The following is a 17,277-nucleotide window of genomic DNA, read 5'->3' as shown; positions in this document are numbered from 1 at the left end:
AATGTATCGAACGGGAGGCGGTATGCACGGCATGACGATGGCATTGCCCAGCGGTAGCTGGACGCATTCCTTCGAAGAGGATGCAGACGGTATCGAGGTGTACCGGCCCACGACCACGTTCGCCTTTCCGCCCAGCCGCAAGGGGCGCAAGGTTCTGGAGTTTGGTGTCGGTACCGGGAGCATGGAAGGAGGGGAGGCGAGCATGACCAGCCTGTCGCCCGGCCCCGATGACCGTCCCCGTGCCGGCCCGCTTACCCGCTTGCTTCCCCTGGGCATGGGGCGCTATGCACTGGCTGGCGCGCCGGGTCCGCAAGAGGTGATCGACATCGTCGAAGCGACGCCCGACGTGCTGCGCCTGTCGCGGCGTTAAGGCTTGCCGCACAGCTTGCAGGCGAGCGCCGTGCGGTTGCCCACGCCGAGTTTCTGGTAAATCGCATGCAGCTGGTTGCGGACGGTGGCTGGCGACTTGCGCAGTTCCCTGGCGATGCTTTTATACGGCAAGCCTTCGGCCGCCATGGTCGCTACCAGCCTCTCGGCCGGGGTCAGGCGCTGCATGGCAGCCTGCCTGTATCGTTGTTGCTCATACCTGTTCTCCTGGCTGTGGCAGCATGCCGGTGGCATGCCTGCAGGGATAACGGGAACGCAGGAAGTATCTGTAAAATTATTTTTTCCTGTGCCGGTAGGCGGCGATGGGCGAAAAAAAAGACAGGCGAACCTGTCTTCCCGTATGGATTGATGACGCTCAGCCGATGGCTGCCATCGAGACCGGTTTCAGCTTGGCCGCCAGCGCCTTGCCCTTCTTCGCGCGCTTGCCGAAGTGCTCGGCCAGGGCCGTGGCACCGAGCGATGCATCCTGCGGTTTCGCGGCCCGGCCGATGCCCGAAACCACCACGCCGCGCTGGGTGATCGGCTGCACGGCCAGCAGCTTGTCCTTGGCGTCCAGGTCGATCAACTTGACCCCGGTGCCGCCCTTGGACAGGGTTTTCATTTCATCGAGGCCAAACACCAGCAGGCGCGCGCCTTCCGTCAAACAGGCCAGGGCGCTGGCCGTCTCGGGGATGACCTTCGGCGCCAAGGGCACATCACCGTCGTCCAGGGTGATGAAGGCCTTGCCGCCTTTCAGGCGGCTGCTCATGTCGCCCGCCTTGGCGATGAAGCCGTAGCCGGCGCTCGACGCCAGCAGCAAGTTGGTGGCGCCATTGCTCGCAAAGTAGTGCAGGATGCGCACGGCGTTGCCAGGCGTGCCGCCGCTCAGGTCGCACAAGGTGGTGATCGGCACACCGTCGCCACGCGCGTTGGGCAGGGCCGAGACGGGAACCGAGTAAATCTTGCCATTGTTGCCAAAGCCCAGCAGGGTGTCGACCGTGCGGCATTCGAAGGCGCCATGCATGGTGTCGCCTGCCTTGAAGGTGAATTGCGCCGCATCATGGCCGATACCGGTGCGTGCGCGCACCCAGCCTTTTTCCGAAATGATGACGGTGACCGGTTCATCGACCACTTTTTGTTCAGCCACGGCTTTTTGCGCTTCCTCGATCAGGGTACGGCGCGCATCGCCGAACTGCTTGGCGTCCGCTTCGATCTCGCGGATGATGGCGCGCTTCATCGAACCCGGATTGTCGAGCAGGTCTTGCAGCGACTTTTCTTCCTTGCGCAGCTCGGCCAGTTCCTGCTGGATCTTGATCGTTTCCAAACGCGCCAGCTGGCGCAAGCGGATTTCCAGGATGTCGTCGGCCTGGCGCTCCGACAGTTTGAATGCCTCGATCAGGGCCGTTTTCGGCTCATCCGAATTGCGGATGATCTGGATCACCTTGTCGATATTGAGCAGGATCGCTTCGCGTCCTTCCAGGATATGGATGCGGTCCTTGACCTTGCCCAGTTTGTAGCTGGTGCGGCGCGTGACGGTCTCGAAGCGGAAATCGATCCACTCGCGCAGGATGTCGCCCAGGCCTTTTTGGCGCGGACGGCCATCGCCGCCTATCATCACCAGGTTGATCGAGGTCGACGATTCCAGCGAGGTGTGCGCCAGCAGCATCAGCATGAATTCCGTCTGGTCCTGATTCTTTGACTTCGGTTCGAACACCAGGCGCACGGGCGCGGCGCGGCCTGATTCGTCGCGGATGGTGTCGAGCGAATTGAGGATCAGCGCCTTCAGGGTCACCTGGTCCGGCGATAGCGCCTTCTTGCCCAGCTTGATCTTCGGATTCGTCAGTTCTTCGATTTCTTCCAGTACCTTTTGCGACGAGGTACCGGGCGGCAGTTCCGTCACGACGGCTTGCCATTGGCCGCGCGCCAGCTCTTCGATCTTCCAGCGCGCGCGTACCTTCATGCTGCCACGCCCGCTCGCGTACATGTCCTGGATTTGCGAGGGCGGCGTGATGATCTGGCCGCCGCCAGGGAAGTCGGGGCCGGGAATGATGGCCATCAGCTCGGCGTGCGTCATCTTCGGATCGCGGATCAGGGCGACAGCCGCTTTCGCCACTTCCGCCAGGTTGTGCGACGGAATTTCCGTGGCCAGGCCGACGGCGATGCCGGAGGCGCCATTCAGCAGCACCATCGGCAGGCGCGCTGGCAGCAGCTTCGGTTCTTCCGTCGAACCGTCGTAGTTGGGCTGGAAGTCTACCGTGCCCATGCCGATTTCATCCATCAGCAGCTTGGCGATCGGCGTCAAACGCGCTTCCGTGTAGCGCATGGCCGCGGCGCCATCGCCATCGCGCGAGCCGAAGTTGCCCTGGCCATCGATCAGCGGGTAGCGCAGCGAGAAATCCTGCGCCATGCGCACCAGCGCGTCATACACGGATTGGTCGCCGTGCGGATGCAGCTTGCCCAGCACGTCGCCGACCACGGCCGCCGATTTGCGCGGCTTCGCCGTGGAATTGAGTCCCAGCTCATTCATCGCATACAGGATGCGGCGCTGCACGGGTTTCTGGCCATCGCATACGTCGGGCAGGGCGCGGCCCTTGACCACCGAGATGGCGTAATCGAGATAGGCGCGCTCGGCGAAGGTAGAGAGGGTCAGCGCTTCGCCGTCGAATACCGGTTCATCCGGCTCGATAGGCTCAGGCTGGGCATCGTCAAATAAATTGGTTTGTGTGGACATAGCGCTTGTTTCGGTGTTGAGTGGTTGCGGTTGAATTCGTGGGGCTGATTATGACAGCCTGGATTTGGAAAAGGACTTGCCGTAGTTCAGATACATATAGCGCAAGGTGAGATACAGCACGGCCACGGCCAGTTCGACGCTGTTATGCATCATTGGCATGGCGCGGATGGAAGGAGCCTGATCGGCCAGCAAAAAAATGCCGATGGATGGCACCAGCACCAGTGGCCACATCGTCTTCCAGCGGAAATCGGTGGGGGAAAACAGCAAGCCGGCGCACGCCCAGACAAATAGCATGGCGCCGACGAGGGGGGCCGGCAACTGCTGCACATACAGTAGCGACAGCAAGCCTGCACAACCGATCAGCCACGCCGCGCGCAGGCGGGGCAAGAACGCCTCTGGCCAGCCGCAATCACCATACAGGCCGGTGGCGCTGCGCAGGGCCAGCGCCGCCAGGCAAAACATCAATGGCATGGCCTCGCCGATGGCCAGCGCGGTGGCACCTTTGCCGCTCATGAACATGGCGGCGAACAGCGACAGGCCCAGGGACAGGAGCAGCAGCATGCCATGCAGCAGCTGGCGGTTCATCGCATACGCGAGCAAGGCCGACGCGCACAAGCCGGCCGAGGTGAGGAGGCGCATGGTATCGCTGCGTTCGGGCAGGAAGAGCAGCAGCGCCAGCAGCAGATAGGGCACGATCCATCCCAGTTGCCGCAAGCCGGGCCGCGCCCACAGCACCGGCAGGCAATCCTGCAGCGCTTCCTGCAGCGTGTCGAGTCGCGCGAACAGCGGCGCGGGCCAGCGCAAGGCATGCATGGCCAGCAGGGCAAAGGCCAGCGCCTGGAAGCCCAGCAGGCTGGCATAGGCAGCCGTGTCGCCAAGCTTGAAACCGGCCGCATCGAGCACGCCCGCGAGCATGAAGTGCAGCACGAAACCCAGGCCGCCCGAAGCCAGCGCCGTCTGCTTGAAGTAGCGCTTGGAAAAGACGGCCTGTTCCCACTGCTCGAACAGGTCGGCATCGAGCTTGTAGGCCAGCATCTCGGCGTGCTGCCAGCGTATCGCGTGCAGCAGCTCGCGCAGCTGCAGCGTGAATTTTTGGTCGAACAGCTGGCGCACGTAGGCCGATGGTGGCTGTTGCGACATGATGCAGTCCAGGCCGGGATAGCTGTCGCGGTTGTCGCTGAAATGGGTGAACGAGCGGTCCGCCCGGTAGCGCTGCACGGCGCCGCGCACCAGATCCGCATGGCTGCGCGCCAGATAGGAAAAATCGTCGTCCCAGCCCAGCTGCTCGAACAGGGCCTGGCGCAGCGCCAGGTCATAGCCGGCGTTGGCGCAATAGCGCAGCGCGCACAGGTCGAACTCCTCGCGCACGTCGAGGTTCAGCATGGCGTCGTCCTGCAGCATGCGGGCCAGCACGTCGTCGGCATTCGCGTGCAGGGTCAGTGCCAGGCAGCCTTGCCACAGCATGGCCGCTTCCTGCGCCGGGTCTATGGCGACCACGCCCCATTGTTCCGATGGCGGTGCCTGTCTTTGCAGTGTTTCGTCGATCACGCCCCACAATTCTGCGGACGCCTCCTGCGCCGTGTCGTCGACGATGCCCCACAGGTCGGCCGGTTCCATGGGCGGCGCTTGCGCCGCTTCCGCTTCGACCGATTGCGGTTCCTGCAACTCCGCGGCAAACAGGTGTGCATGGCGCAGCGCGTATTCATACGCTTCACGCAGCTCCTGGAAGGCAGCCGGATCATCCTCGGGCCGCGTCACCTTCAGGCGTTTCGCATACGCGCGCTTGATGGCGCGCTCGTCGCCGGTTGGCTCCGTGCCCAGGATATCCCACAGGCTGCGCTGTCCCTTGTGCATGCCGCCGTCCATTTACAGGAAGCTCTCGCTCTCGACCTGGCGCAACACCTCGTCGAGCGCCTGGCGCGCCTTGCGGATGGTGTTCGGGTCCTGCGTTTCCAGCGCGGCCTGGAAGTTGGCCGTGTGCGCTGCCAGGTACTGGCGCACGTCGCCCAGCGACTGTTCGTACAGCCGGTCAGCGCGCGTGACCAGGGTGCGGTTTTCCATCTGCTCGCGCGGGTGGATCTTCAGGTCGGCCAATTCTGCAAAGCGTTGCTCGATCTGCTCCGGCGTCATCACGCCTGCGTTGTCGCTGATGATCATCTTGTGGCGTTCCTGCGTGGCCAGCACCGTCACTTCCGCTTCCAGCACGCCGCTGACGTCGTAGGTGAAGCGCACGTCGATGCCAATCTCGCCGGCTTTTTTCGCGGGAATCGGGAAGCTGATCTTGCCGAGGAAGACGTTGTCGGCTACCAGGCGCGATTCGCCCTGGAAGATTGTCACGTTGATTTCCTTCTGGTTGTCGTAAATGGTGGTGATGTTTTCCGTGCGCGAGACGGGCACCACGGAGTTGCGCTCGATGATAGGCAGGTAATGCCCGCCTTCATACTGATTCGCGACGACCTGGCGCGAAATCGAAATGCCGAGCGAGTACGGCGCCACGTCCGTCATGACCACTTCATCCAGGGCAGCATCGCGCATCTTGAGACCCGCCTGCACGGCGGCGCCCAGCGCCACGGCTTCGTCCGGGTCCAGGTGGATGACGGGGAAGCGGCCGAACATGCGCGAGACAAGTTTACGCACCAGCGGCATGCGCGTGGCGCCGCCTGCCAGCACCACTTCATTCAATTCCGCGGCGCGGATGGTGGTGTCGCGCAGCGCCCGCTCCACGGGCAGGCGCAAGCGCGCCAGCAGTGGTTCGCACAACTGCGCCAGTCTGTCTTCGCTGATCTCCCAGCTGTATTCCTTGTCCTGGTAGCGCGTGGCCATGCGCACGGATGGCTGGTCCGACAGCAAGCGTTTGACGCGCTCGGCTTCATCGCGCAGCAGTTGTTGCTGGCGCGGGTCGAACAGGCGGCTGCCGGCCGCATCGCGCAGGCCGCTGCCTTCCAGAAAGGCGTCGACCAGCACGCTGACGAAGTCTTCGCCCCCTAGAAAATTGTCGCCAGCCGAGGCGCGCACTTCCATCACGCCTTCGAACAGCTCCAGGATCGACACGTCAAACGTTCCGCCGCCCAGGTCGAAGACGAGGAATTTGCTTTCCTGTTCCTTGTCGCGGATACCGTAGGCCAGCGCAGCAGCCGTCGGCTCGTTCAGCAGCCGCTCCACCCGCAAGCCGGCCAGCTGGCCGGCGATGCGCGTGGCCTTGCGCTGCGCATCGCTGAAATACGCGGGTACGGTGATGATGGCTTCCTCGACCTTGTGGCCCAGGAAGGCTTCGGCATCTTCCTTCAGCGCGCGCAGCACCATCGACGACAGCTCTTCCGGACGGAATTGCTGCGTGCCGAGGGTGATTTTTTTTTCACTGCCCATGTAGCGCTTGAAGACGGCCGCCGTCAGCTGTGGGTGCGTTTGCAGGCGCTCGCGCGCGGCGCGGCCCACTAGCACGCTGCCGTCGTCGTCGATGCTGACGCACGATGGCGTCAGGTGTTCGCCCAGCGCGTTCGGGATGATGCAAGCCTTGCCGTCGCGCCAGATGGCGACCAGGCTGTTGGTGGTGCCCAGGTCGATACCGATGATCATCAGATATCCGCCTCCGCCTCATTGCCGTGTTCCTCGATCCAGGCGCGGCGTCCTGCCGCTTCGCCTTTGCCCATCAACATATTGAAGCGGGCGGCGCATGTCATGTGGTCGATTTCGCCCAAGGTCACGGGCAGCAAACGGCGCGTGTCCGGGTTCATCGTCGTTTCCCACAGCTGTTCGGCGTTCATCTCGCCCAGACCCTTGAAGCGGGAGATCGACCAGGCACCCTGTTTCACGCCTTCCTTGCGCAGCTTGTCCTCGATGGCGACCAGTTCGCCGTCGTCGAGCGCGTAGATTTTCTGCATCGGCTTCTTGCCGCGTGCCGGCGCGTCGACGCGGTACAGTGGCGGACGGGCGATGCAGATGTGTCCCTTGTTGATCAGGGCCGGGAAATGCTTGAAGAAGAGCGTCAGCAGCAGTACCTGGATGTGCGAGCCGTCCACGTCCGCATCCGACAGGATGCAGATCTTGCCATAGCGCAGGCCGGACAGGTCGGGCGAGTCGCCCACGCCGTGCGGATCGACGCCGATGGCGACCGCAATGTCGTGGATCTCGTTATTGGCGAACAGGCGGTCGCGGTCTGTCTCCCACGAGTTCAGGACCTTGCCGCGCAGTGGCAGGATGGCCTGGAATTCCTTGTCGCGGCCCATCTTGGCCGAACCGCCCGCCGAGTCGCCCTCGACGAGGAATAGTTCATTGCGCGTGATGTCCGACGATTCGCAGTCGGTCAGCTTGCCGGGCAGGACAGCCACGCCAGAGGATTTTTTCTTTTCCACTTTTTGCAGCGAGCGCTGGCGCGACTGCGCCTGCTTGATCACGAGATCGGCCAGCTTCTTGCCGTAGTCGACGTGCTGGTTCAGCCACAGTTCCAGCGGCGGCTTGGTGAAGGTCGACACCAGGCGCACGGCGTCGCGCGAGTTCAGGCGTTCCTTGATCTGGCCCTGGAATTGCGGATCCAGCACCTTCGCCGACAGCACGAACGAGGCGCGCGCAAAGACGTCTTCCGGCAGCAGTTTCACGCCTTTTGGCAGCAGCGAGTGCATCTCGACGAAGTTTTTCACGGCGCCGAACAGGCCGTCGCGCAAGCCCGATTCGTGCGTGCCGCCATTCGAGGTGGGAATCAGGTTGACATACGATTCGCGCACGATGGCGCCTTCTTCCGTCCACGCCACCACCCAGGCCGCGCCTTCGCCTTCGGCAAACCCTTCCGAGTCCGGGCCCGCGTATTGCGCGCCTTCGAACAGGGGAATCAGGGTTTCGCCATTCGATACCTGCGCCAGCGATTCGGTCAGGTAGCCACGCAAGCCTTCCGCATACTGCCAGGTCTGCGTATCGCCCGTCTTGGCGTTGGTCAGCGTGACGGTCACGCCGGGCAGCAGCACGGCTTTCGAGCGCAACAGGCGTTGCAGCTCGGTTTGCGAGATATTGGGCGAATCAAAATATTTCGCATCGGGCCAGGCGGTCACGCGCGTGCCCGACTTCTTGCCGTCGCGCGGGGCGGGACGGGAATTCAATGGCTCGATCACGTCGCCATTCGCAAACACCATGTGATGCAAGCCGTTGCCGTCGCTTTCCTTGCGCCAGACGGTGATTTCCAGGCGCGTCGACAGCGCATTGGTGACGGACACGCCGACACCGTGCAAGCCGCCCGAGAATGCGTAGGCGCCGCCCGAACCCTTGTCGAACTTGCCGCCCGCATGCAGCCGTGTAAACACGATTTCCACCGTCGGCACGCCTTCTTCAGGGTGGATGCCGACGGGAATGCCGCGGCCATTGTCTTCGACGGTGATGCTGCCATCCGTGTTTTGCGTGACGGCGATATGCGTGCAATGACCGCCCAGCGCCTCGTCGGAGGCATTGTCGATCACTTCCTGAATGATGTGCAGCGGATTTTCAGTGCGGGTGTACATCCCCGGGCGCTGCTTGACGGGTTCCAGTCCTTTCAGGACACGGATGGATGATTCGCTGTAGTCGGATGCTGGTTTTTTAGTGGCCATACGTGTTCAAGCTAAGTAAAGACAGTGGTTGGAACGCCAGGCCGGGGCACTGCGGGGCGCAGTGACAACGGCGGCGATAACTGTATGAATATACAGTATATTCCGTCCAGCGTCACTGGCAGAGGGCAGTGCGGCAGGCTTGGCGTCCTTGTGCGGACGCTCGCGCATTCTATCTTGTCCAGCGAGCAATAGCGCTACTCCAGGGCAACAACAGTGCGCTGCGCGCGTGGTTTTGCGCCAATTGTGGACGATTTTATGAGCCAAAGCCCCTGTTTTTACATCTTGTTTACAGCTGCCTCCCCAGTCTTTACGAATTTTTTAGACCCTTTTGGCTAATCTGCTCACTATCAAAACAAACCTGAATGAGGGTGGGAATGGATATCGTGTATCTCGGCTTGATTGCCGTTTTTTTCGTCGTGGTGGCCGGCTTTGCCGTCGCCTGCGACAAATTAGGGAGCGTCAAATGAACGCGTTTTATGTGCTGGGCGCCGTGGTCTCGGCTGGCCTGCTCGTGTACCTGCTGGTGGCGCTGCTGAAGGCTGAGGAACTGTGATGACGACGCAATCGATACTATTATTGGTGGCCTTCCTGGCCGTGCTGCTGGCCGCTGGCTATCCGCTGGGCTTGTACATGGCCAAGGTGGCCGGCGATGGCCCCGTGCGCGGCCTGGGCTGGTTGCAAAAATTTGAAAACTTGCTGTACCGCTGGTCCGGCCTGCCTGCCGACAAGGCCATGGGCTGGAAAAGCTACGCCATCGCCCTGATCGTGTTCAACGCGCTCGGCGCTGTCTTCGTGTATGCCCTGCAGCGCCTGCAGGGCTTCTTGCCTCTGAATCCCCAGGGTCTGGGCGCCGTCAGCCCCGATTCTTCGTTCAATACCACCGTCAGCTTCGTCACCAATACCAACTGGCAAGGCTACGGCGGCGAACAGACCATGAGTTACCTGACCCAGATGCTGGGCATGACGTGCCAGAACTTTTTTTCGGCGGCCACCGGCATTACCGTGATCTTTGCGCTGGTGCGCGGCTTCGCCTCGCGCTCGGGCAAATCGATCGGCAACTTCTGGGTCGACCTGGTGCGTGCCACCCTGTATATCCTGTTGCCGCTGTCGCTGGCCCTGTCGGTGGCCTTCATGGGCGAAGGCATGATCCAGAATTTTTCCGCCTATAAGGAAGTGACCCTGCTCGACCAGGTGGCGTATGAAACGCCGAAAATGGCGGCCGACGGCCAGCCCGTGCTGGACGCCGCCGGTAAACCCATCATGGAAGCGCAAGTGGCGACCACGCAGACGATCGCCATGGGCCCCGTCGCGTCGCAGGAATCGATCAAGCTGCTGGGCACGAATGGCGGCGGCTTCTTCAATGCCAATTCCTCGCATCCGTACGAAAATCCCACCGTGCTGTCGAACTTCCTGCAAATGCTGGCCATTTTCATCATTCCCGCCGGCCTGTGCTTCACCTTTGGCAGCATGGTGGGCGACCGGCGCCAGGGCTGGGCTGTACTGGCCGCGATGACCTTGATCTTTGTCGTCATGACGGTCGGCGTGATGAGCGCCGAGCAGCAAGCCAATCCGGCTTTGCAAGCCCTGGGCGTGGACCAGCAGGCCAGCAGCCTGCAATCGGGCGGCAATATGGAAGGCAAGGAAACGCGTTTCGGCATCAGCTCCTCGACTCTGTTCGCGGCGGTGACGACGGCGGCATCCTGCGGCGCCGTCAATTCCATGCACGACTCCTACATGCCCCTGGGCGGCATGGTGCCGCTGCTGCTGATGCAGTTCGGTGAAGTGATTTTCGGCGGCGTGGGCACGGGCCTGTACGGCATGCTGATGTTTGCCATCCTGGCCGTCTTCATCGCCGGCCTGATGATAGGCCGCACGCCTGAATACCTGGGCAAGAAAATCCAGGCCTATGAAATGAAGATGGTATCGCTGGCCATCCTGATCACGCCAGCCCTGGTATTGACGGGCACGGCGATCGCCGTGATGGTCGAACCGGGCAAGATCGGCGTGGCCAATCCGGGCGCGCACGGCTTCTCGGAGATCCTGTACGGCTTCACCTCGGCGGCCAACAACAACGGCAGCGCGTTTGCCGGGCTGTCCGCCAACACGCCGTTCTACAACGTGATGCTGGCGATCGCCATGTGGTTCGGCCGCTTCGGCGTGATCGTACCCGTGCTGGCAGTGGCCGGTTCGCTGGCGGCCAAGCAGCGCCTGTCGGCCAATGCCGGCACCATGCCCACGCACGGCCCCATGTTCTTCGGCCTGCTGATCGGCGTGGTGGTGCTGGTCGGCGTACTCAATTACGTTCCCGCGCTGGCCCTGGGCCCGATCGTCGAACACCTGCAACTTTTTACAAAATAAGAGGCTACCATGTCACGCACAAGCCTGACCTTGTTCGATTCCGCATTGATTGGCCCTGCCATCGTCGATGCGTTCAAAAAACTCGACCCCCGCACGCAGTGGCGCAGCCCCGTGATGTTCGTGGTCTATGTCGGCAGCATCATCACGACCCTGCTGGCCATCCAGGCGCTGAATGGCCAGGGCGAGGCGCCGTTTGGCTTCATCCTGTCCGTCGCCGTGTGGCTGTGGTTTACCGTGCTGTTCGCGAACTTCGCCGAGGCGCTGGCCGAAGGCCGCAGCAAGGCCCAGGCGGCCTCCTTGCGCGCCCTGAAGCAGACGGTGATGGCAAAGAAAATGCAAACGCCGAAATACGGCACCTCCTGGTTGCCCACGCCGGCGACCGATCTGCGCAAGGGCATGACGGTGCTGGTCGAGGCGGGTGACGTGATTCCCGCCGACGGCGAAGTGACGGCCGGCGTGGCCTCCGTCGACGAGAGCGCCATCACGGGCGAATCGGCGCCCGTCATCCGCGAATCAGGCGGCGACTTCTCCGCCGTGACGGGCGGCACCCGCGTGCTGTCGGACTGGCTGCTGGTGCGCGTTTCCGTCAACCCGGGCGAAGCCTTCATCGACCGCATGATCGCCATGGTCGAAGGCGCCAAGCGCCAAAAGACGCCGAATGAAATCGCGCTGACGATTTTGCTCGTGGCCCTGTCCATCGTCTTCCTGATCGTCACCGTGACCTTGCTGCCGTACTCGCTGTTTTCCGTGGCGGTGGCCGGTAGCCAAGGTGTGACAAGTTCGCCGGTGTCGATCACCGTGCTGATCGCGCTGCTGGTGTGCCTGATTCCGACGACCATCGGCGGTCTGCTGTCGGCCATCGGCGTGGCCGGCATGAGCCGCATGATGCAAGCCAATGTGATCGCCACCTCGGGCCGCGCCGTGGAAGCGGCCGGCGACGTGGACGTGCTGCTGCTCGATAAAACGGGCACCATCACCCTGGGCAACCGCCAGGCGTCAAGCTTTGTACCTGCTCCCGGCGTGACGGAGCAGCAGCTGGCCGACGCCGCGCAACTGGCCTCGCTGGCCGATGAAACGCCGGAAGGGCGCAGCATCGTCGTGCTGGCCAAGCAGAAGTTCAATATCCGCGAACGCGAGATGGCCAGCCTGCACGCCACCTTCGTGCCCTTCACGGCGCAAACGCGCATGAGCGGCGTGGATATCCCGGGCGAGCAGCAAGTGCGCCAGTTGCGCAAGGGCGCGGCCGATTCCATGAAAAAGTATGTGGAAGCGCTGGGCCAGCCGTATCCGCTCGAGGTGTCGCGCGCCGTCGACGATATCGCGCGCCGTGGCAGCACGCCGCTGGTGGTGGTCGATGACGGCCGCGTCATGGGTGTCGTGGAATTGAAGGATATCGTCAAGGGCGGCATCAAGGAGCGTTTTGCGGAACTGCGCCGCATGGGCATCAAGACCGTGATGATTACGGGCGACAACAAGCTGACGGCTGCGGCCATCGCCGCCGAGGCGGGCGTGGACGATTTTCTCGCCGAAGCGACGCCGGAAGACAAGCTCAAGCTGATTCGCAGCTACCAGTCCGAAGGCCGCCTGGTGGCGATGACGGGCGACGGCACCAACGATGCCCCGGCGCTGGCGCAGGCCGACGTGGCCGTGGCCATGAACTCGGGCACGCAGGCGGCGAAAGAGGCGGGCAATATGGTCGACCTGGATTCGAATCCGACCAAGCTGCTGGAAATCGTTGAAATCGGCAAGCAGATGCTGATGACGCGCGGGTCGCTGACGACGTTCTCGATTTCGAACGATATCGCCAAGTACTTCGCCATCATCCCGGCGGCGTTCGTGGGCACCTATCCCCAACTGAAGGCGCTCGACATCATGCACCTGGCCAGCCCCGCCTCGGCCATCATGTCGGCCGTGATCTTCAATGCCTTGATCATCGTCGTGCTGATCCCGCTGGCCCTGAAGGGCGTGCAATACCGGGCCATCGGCGCGGCCAGCCTGTTGCGCCGCAATCTGCTGATCTACGGCCTGGGCGGCATCATCCTGCCCTTCATCGGGATCAAGCTGATCGACATGCTGCTGTCCGCACTCAATTTAGTCTAAAGGAACCATCATGAGCACTATCGTACGTCCCGCCCTGGTCCTGTTTGCCGCGCTGACCGTGATCTGCGGTGTCGTCTATCCGTTTGCCACGGCCGGCATCGGACAGCTGGCTTTCAACGATGAAGTCAACGGCAGCATCGTCGAGCGTAGTGGCAAGCCCGTCGGCTCGATGCTGATCGGCCAGTCCTTCACGTCGCCCAAGTATTTCTGGGGCCGGCCATCGGCCACCGCGCCGATGGCCAACAACGGCGCCGGTTCGGGCGGTTCGAACCAGGGGCCGACCAATCCGGCCCTGGTGGACGCCGTCAAGGCGCGCATCGCCGCCCTGAAGGAAGCTGATCCCGGCAATACGCGCGCCATTCCCGTCGATCTGGTGACGGCGTCGAGCAGCGGCCTGGATCCGGAAATCAGTCTGGCGGCAGCCTTGTACCAGGCGCCGCGCGTGGCCCGGGTGCGCGCAGTGCCGCTGGCGCAGGTAGAAAACGCCATCGCCAAGGTGCAGAAAACCGCGTATATCGGCTTTTTCGGCGAACCACGGGTGAATGTGCTGGAACTGAATCTGGCGCTCGATGCGGCCGCGAAGTAAGATGATGCAGGGGCAGAGCCGCCGGTTTTGCCCCTGGTTTTGATATTAAAGATGCCCATGCTCCCCAACGACAGCCAACGCCCCGACCCTGATGCCCTGCTGGCGCAAGTGCAGGCGCAGGAAAAGAAAGCCGCGCGCGGCCGGCTGCGCATTTACTTCGGCGCCTCGGCCGGCGTCGGCAAGACCTATGCGATGCTGGCCGCCGCCCGCAAATTGCTGGCCGATGGCCAGGACTTGCTGGTGGGCGTGGTGGAGACGCATGGGCGCCAGGATACGGCGGCCCAGCTTGACGGTTTGCCCGTGCTCCCCCTGAAGGCCATCGAATACCGGGGCAAGACCCTGTTCGAGTTTGACCTGGACGAAGCGCTGTTGCGCGCGCCGCCGCTGATACTGATGGATGAACTGGCCCATTCGAACGTGGCCGGTTCGCGCCATCCGAAGCGCTGGCAGGATGTCGAGGAATTGCTGGCGGCCGGCATCGACGTGCTGTCGACCGTGAATGTGCAGCACCTGGAAAGCCTGAACGACGTGGTGGGCGGCATCACCGGCGTGCGCGTGGCCGAAACCCTGCCCGATACGGTGTTCGACCGCGCCGATGAAGTGGTGCTGGTCGATATTCCGGCCGACGAACTGTTGCGCCGCCTGAAGCAGGGCAAGGTATACCAGCCGCAGCAGGCCGAGCGGGCATCCCAGCATTTTTTCCGCAAGGGTAACCTGATCGCCCTGCGCGAACTCGCCTTGCGCCGCACGGCGGACCGGGTGCAGGACGATGTGCAGGCTTACCGCGTCGAGAAATCCATCAATTCCGTGTGGAAGACGGGCGCCGCGCTGCTCGCCTGCGTGGGACCGTACGCGGGTGGCGAACACGTTATCCGCAGCACGGCGCGCCTGGCCAGCCAGCTGAATGCCGAATGGCACGCGCTGTACGTGGAAACGCCGCGCCTGCAGCGCCTGCCGGCGCGCGAGCGCGAACGCATCCTGAAAACGCTGAAACTGGCGCAGGACCTGGGTGCGCGCACGGCCATTGTGCCGTCCGCCGACATTGCCGGCGCCGTGGTCGAGTATGCGCGCAGCGCGAATATCTCGAAAGTCATCGTGGGCCGTGGCCGTGCCGGTGCGCTGGTGCGCCTGTGGCATGCGCCGCCGTCCGTGCGCATGGCCAGCCTGGCACCCGATATCGATTTGATCGAGGTCGGCTTGCCGCCTGCCGATGCGGCGCCACGGCGCGCAGCCGGCGAAGACACGGACGCACCGCGCCGGCCATCGCGCCATTGGCGTTACCTATTGGCCGCTGGCGCCAGCCTGGGCACGGCCCTCGCCTCGGTCCCCCTGCAACCTTATCTTGACCTGGCCAATATCGCCATGCTGTCTCTACTGACGGTGGTGCTGGTGGCCGTGCGCCTGGGACGCGGACCGGCGGCACTGGCCAGCCTGGTGGGCGTGGCCTGCTTCGATTTCATCTTCGTGCCGCCGCGCTTCTCGTTTGCCGTGGGCGATTTTCAGTACGTGATCACCTTTGGCGTGATGCTGGCCGTGGGCCTGATCACGGGCCACCTGACGGCCGGCCTGCGCTTCCAGGCGCGCGTTGCCTCGCACCGTGAAGCGCGTGCCCGCGCCCTGTACGAGTTTTCGCGCGAATTGTCCGGCGTACTGCAGACGGAGCAGATTTTCGATATCACGAAAAGCGCCATCGAGCGGGCTTTCCGCGCGCGTGCCACCTTGCTGTTGCCTGATGACGAGGGCAGCCTGCAGACCTCGAATGGCGGCGAGCCGCTGGACATGGGCATCGCGCAGTGGGCCTTCGACCATGCGCAGGCGGCGGGGACGGGAACAGATACCTTGCCGGCTTCGCCCATTTTCTACCTGCCGCTGATCGCGCCGATGCGCACGCGGGGCGTGCTGGCGCTGTTGCCACTCGATGGCACGGACCGCGGGCGCTGGCTGCTGGTGCCGGAACAGCGGCAGCACCTCGATACCTTTGCCGCCCTGGCGGCCATTGCCCTCGAGCGCGTGCACTACATCGACGTGGCCCAGGGTGCGCTGCTGCAGATGGAGTCCGAACGGCTGCGAAATTCGCTGCTGGCGGCCCTGTCGCACGACTTGCGCACGCCATTGACGTCGCTGGTGGGCCTGGCCGAATCGCTGGCCCTGTCCAGGCCTGCGTTGTCGCCCGCGCAGCTGGACATGGCGCGCTCGCTGCAGTCCGAAACCGTACGCATGAGCGCCCTGGTGGCGAACTTGCTGGACATGGCGCGCATCGAAAGTGGGCAGGTGCGCCTGAACCTGCAATGGCAGGCGCTGGAAGAAGTGGTGGGCAGCGCTTTGCGCGCCAGCGGCCCGCAATTGCAGCAGCATGCCGTGCAGACGCAGCTGGCGCCGGATTTGCCGCTGGTGCGCTACGACGCCGTGCTGATCGAGCGCGTGCTGTGCAACCTGCTGGAAAACGCGGCCAAGTACACGCCGCCCGGCAGCACCATCACGGTCGCGGCCGGGGTGCACGGCCAGTTCCTGCAGGTGAGGGTGTTTGACGATGGCCCGGGCCTGCCGCCCGGCCGCGAAGAAGCCATCTTTGAAAAATTCACGCGCGGCGAGCGCGAATCTAACAAGCCGGGTGTCGGGCTGGGACTGGCCATTTGCCGCGCCATTGTCGAAGCCCACGGCGGCACCATCCACGCGCAGCCGCACGCGCCGGAACAGGGCGCTGCCATCGTGTTCAGCCTGCCGCTGGGTACGCCCCCTGCGCTGCCAGAGATCGAGCTCGATGACGCCAACGACTATGAAACAGGAAAACCATCATGAACGAACCTTCCGCCACCGCCTTGCTGGTCGAGGATGAGCCGCAAATCCGCCGCTTCGTGCGTGCCGCGCTGGAAGACGAAGGCTGGCAGATTTTCGAATCCGCCACCATGCAGCGCGGCCTGATCGATGCCGGCACGCGCCGGCCCGACCTGATCGTGCTGGACCTGGGCCTGCCAGACGGAGATGGCATCGACTTCATCGCCGACATCCGCAAATGGTCGGCCGTGCCCATCATCGTGCTGTCGGCGCGGGTCGACGAAGAGGACAAGATACGCGCGCTGGACGCGGGCGCCGACGATTACCTGACCAAGCCGTTCGGCGTGGGCGAGCTGCTGGCCCGCGTACGGGCCACCCTGCGCCGCCAGCGCCAGCCCGCCGCCAATGATGATGGCGTGGTGCAGTTTGGCGACGTGCGGGTCGACCTGAAGGACCGCCTGGTGACGCGCAACAAGCAATTGGTGCACATGACGCCGACGGAATTTCGCTTGCTCTCGGTGCTCGTGAAGAACGCGGGCAGGGTAGTCACCAATCCGCAGCTGCTGCGCGAAGTGTGGGGGCCGTCGAACAGCGAAAACGGCCACTATCTGCGTATCTACATGGGCCATCTGCGCCAGAAGCTGGAAGCCGATCCGGCCCAGCCGCAGTACCTGCTGACGGAAACGGCTGTCGGCTACCGCTTGCTGCTGCCGCTCTAACACCTGTTAATTCCCTGTTTGAAAACGGGCGCTGCGCGCGCCAGGGGGACGCTTTACCCATTGTTTTGC

Annotated in this window: 12 protein-coding genes; 7 read left to right on the top strand and 5 right to left on the bottom strand. The window is 63.4% G+C overall.

Annotated features, from left to right (window positions below; all coding sequences use genetic code 11):
- Position 1: 1 nt before the first annotated feature.
- Positions 2 to 370, top strand: a complete 369-nt coding sequence (locus CSZ94_RS00475) for a hypothetical protein (protein WP_146009703.1) — start codon at positions 2 to 4, stop codon at positions 368 to 370.
- Here CSZ94_RS00475 and CSZ94_RS00470 read toward each other — a convergent pair.
- From CSZ94_RS00470 to CSZ94_RS00450, 5 genes are all read right to left on the bottom strand, one after another.
- Entirely contained in the window at positions 367 to 555 is a 189-nt protein-coding gene (locus CSZ94_RS00470) for a helix-turn-helix domain-containing protein (RefSeq protein ID WP_180977305.1), read from the bottom strand. The genes CSZ94_RS00475 and CSZ94_RS00470 overlap by 4 nt on opposite strands.
- Before the next feature lie 187 nt (positions 556 to 742).
- A complete protein-coding gene (parC, locus tag CSZ94_RS00465) occupies positions 743 to 3,097 on the bottom strand; it encodes a DNA topoisomerase IV subunit A (RefSeq protein ID WP_102119679.1) in 2,355 nt (784 codons plus the stop codon).
- A 48-nt stretch (positions 3,098 to 3,145) separates the two neighbouring features.
- Positions 3,146 to 4,951 carry a J domain-containing protein gene (locus tag CSZ94_RS00460; RefSeq protein ID WP_146009702.1) on the bottom strand — a complete coding sequence of 602 codons (1,806 nt, stop codon included), beginning with the start codon at positions 4,949 to 4,951 and terminating at the stop codon, positions 3,146 to 3,148.
- 12 nt (positions 4,952 to 4,963) lie between these two features.
- Positions 4,964 to 6,673, bottom strand: coding sequence for a molecular chaperone HscC (locus CSZ94_RS00455; RefSeq protein ID WP_102119677.1), 1,710 nt, complete (start codon positions 6,671 to 6,673; stop codon positions 4,964 to 4,966).
- Positions 6,673 to 8,670 (bottom strand): DNA topoisomerase IV subunit B, encoded by a 1,998-nt coding sequence (locus CSZ94_RS00450; protein WP_102119676.1) that lies wholly within the window; start codon positions 8,668 to 8,670, stop codon positions 6,673 to 6,675. Before CSZ94_RS00450 ends, CSZ94_RS00455 begins: the two co-directional genes overlap by 1 nt.
- 463 nt (positions 8,671 to 9,133) lie before the next feature.
- Here CSZ94_RS00450 and kdpF point away from each other — a divergent pair, with 463 nt between their 5' ends.
- Genes kdpF through kdpE form a run of 6 tightly spaced genes read left to right on the top strand, consistent with a single transcriptional unit; the run spans position 9,134 to position 17,208 of the window.
- Positions 9,134 to 9,223, top strand: a complete 90-nt coding sequence (kdpF, locus tag CSZ94_RS00445; RefSeq protein WP_034746483.1) for a K(+)-transporting ATPase subunit F — start codon at positions 9,134 to 9,136, stop codon at positions 9,221 to 9,223.
- Positions 9,223 to 11,028 carry a potassium-transporting ATPase subunit KdpA gene (gene kdpA, locus CSZ94_RS00440; RefSeq protein WP_102119675.1) on the top strand — a complete coding sequence of 602 codons (1,806 nt, stop codon included), beginning with the start codon at positions 9,223 to 9,225 and terminating at the stop codon, positions 11,026 to 11,028. Before kdpF ends, kdpA begins: the two co-directional genes overlap by 1 nt.
- A gap of 9 nt (positions 11,029 to 11,037) precedes the next feature.
- Positions 11,038 to 13,128, top strand: coding sequence for a potassium-transporting ATPase subunit KdpB (gene kdpB / locus CSZ94_RS00435; protein WP_102119674.1), 2,091 nt, complete (start codon positions 11,038 to 11,040; stop codon positions 13,126 to 13,128).
- Between the two features lie 10 nt (positions 13,129 to 13,138).
- Positions 13,139 to 13,714, top strand: a complete 576-nt coding sequence (kdpC, locus tag CSZ94_RS00430; protein WP_102119673.1) for a potassium-transporting ATPase subunit KdpC — start codon at positions 13,139 to 13,141, stop codon at positions 13,712 to 13,714.
- 57 nt (positions 13,715 to 13,771) lie between these two features.
- Positions 13,772 to 16,513, top strand: coding sequence for a DUF4118 domain-containing protein (locus CSZ94_RS00425; RefSeq protein ID WP_102119781.1), 2,742 nt, complete (start codon positions 13,772 to 13,774; stop codon positions 16,511 to 16,513).
- Complete coding sequence (gene kdpE, locus CSZ94_RS00420; RefSeq protein ID WP_102119672.1) at positions 16,510 to 17,208, top strand: two-component system response regulator KdpE; 699 nt, start codon at positions 16,510 to 16,512, stop codon at positions 17,206 to 17,208. The genes CSZ94_RS00425 and kdpE overlap by 4 nt, the downstream gene beginning before the upstream one ends.
- The last annotated feature ends 69 nt before the right edge of the window (positions 17,209 to 17,277 follow it).

Origin of the sequence: Janthinobacterium sp. ROICE36 (genome assembly GCF_002869965.1) — a bacterium.
GTDB lineage: Bacteria > Pseudomonadota > Gammaproteobacteria > Burkholderiales > Burkholderiaceae_D > Janthinobacterium.
This window is presented reverse-complemented; position numbering and strand designations above follow the sequence as displayed.

Excerpts from the sequence above, each read along its gene's own strand:
- kdpA (WP_102119675.1), top strand. The coding sequence starts at position 9,223 with ATGACGACGCAATCGATACTATTATTGGTGGCCTTCCTGGCCGTGCTG.
- CSZ94_RS00425 (WP_102119781.1), top strand. The coding sequence starts at position 13,772 with ATGCTCCCCAACGACAGCCAACGCCCCGACCCTGATGCCCTGCTGGCG.
- CSZ94_RS00455 (WP_102119677.1), bottom strand. The coding sequence starts at position 6,673 with ATGATCATCGGTATCGACCTGGGCACCACCAACAGCCTGGTCGCCATC.
- kdpC (WP_102119673.1), top strand. The coding sequence starts at position 13,139 with ATGAGCACTATCGTACGTCCCGCCCTGGTCCTGTTTGCCGCGCTGACC.
- CSZ94_RS00460 (WP_146009702.1), bottom strand. The coding sequence starts at position 4,951 with ATGCACAAGGGACAGCGCAGCCTGTGGGATATCCTGGGCACGGAGCCA.
- CSZ94_RS00450 (WP_102119676.1), bottom strand. The coding sequence starts at position 8,670 with ATGGCCACTAAAAAACCAGCATCCGACTACAGCGAATCATCCATCCGT.
- CSZ94_RS00470 (WP_180977305.1), bottom strand. The coding sequence starts at position 555 with ATGCAGCGCCTGACCCCGGCCGAGAGGCTGGTAGCGACCATGGCGGCC.
- kdpF (WP_034746483.1), top strand. The coding sequence starts at position 9,134 with ATGAACGCGTTTTATGTGCTGGGCGCCGTGGTCTCGGCTGGCCTGCTC.
- CSZ94_RS00475 (WP_146009703.1), top strand. The coding sequence starts at position 2 with ATGTATCGAACGGGAGGCGGTATGCACGGCATGACGATGGCATTGCCC.
- kdpE (WP_102119672.1), top strand. The coding sequence starts at position 16,510 with ATGAACGAACCTTCCGCCACCGCCTTGCTGGTCGAGGATGAGCCGCAA.
- kdpB (WP_102119674.1), top strand. The coding sequence starts at position 11,038 with ATGTCACGCACAAGCCTGACCTTGTTCGATTCCGCATTGATTGGCCCT.
- parC (WP_102119679.1), bottom strand. The coding sequence starts at position 3,097 with ATGTCCACACAAACCAATTTATTTGACGATGCCCAGCCTGAGCCTATC.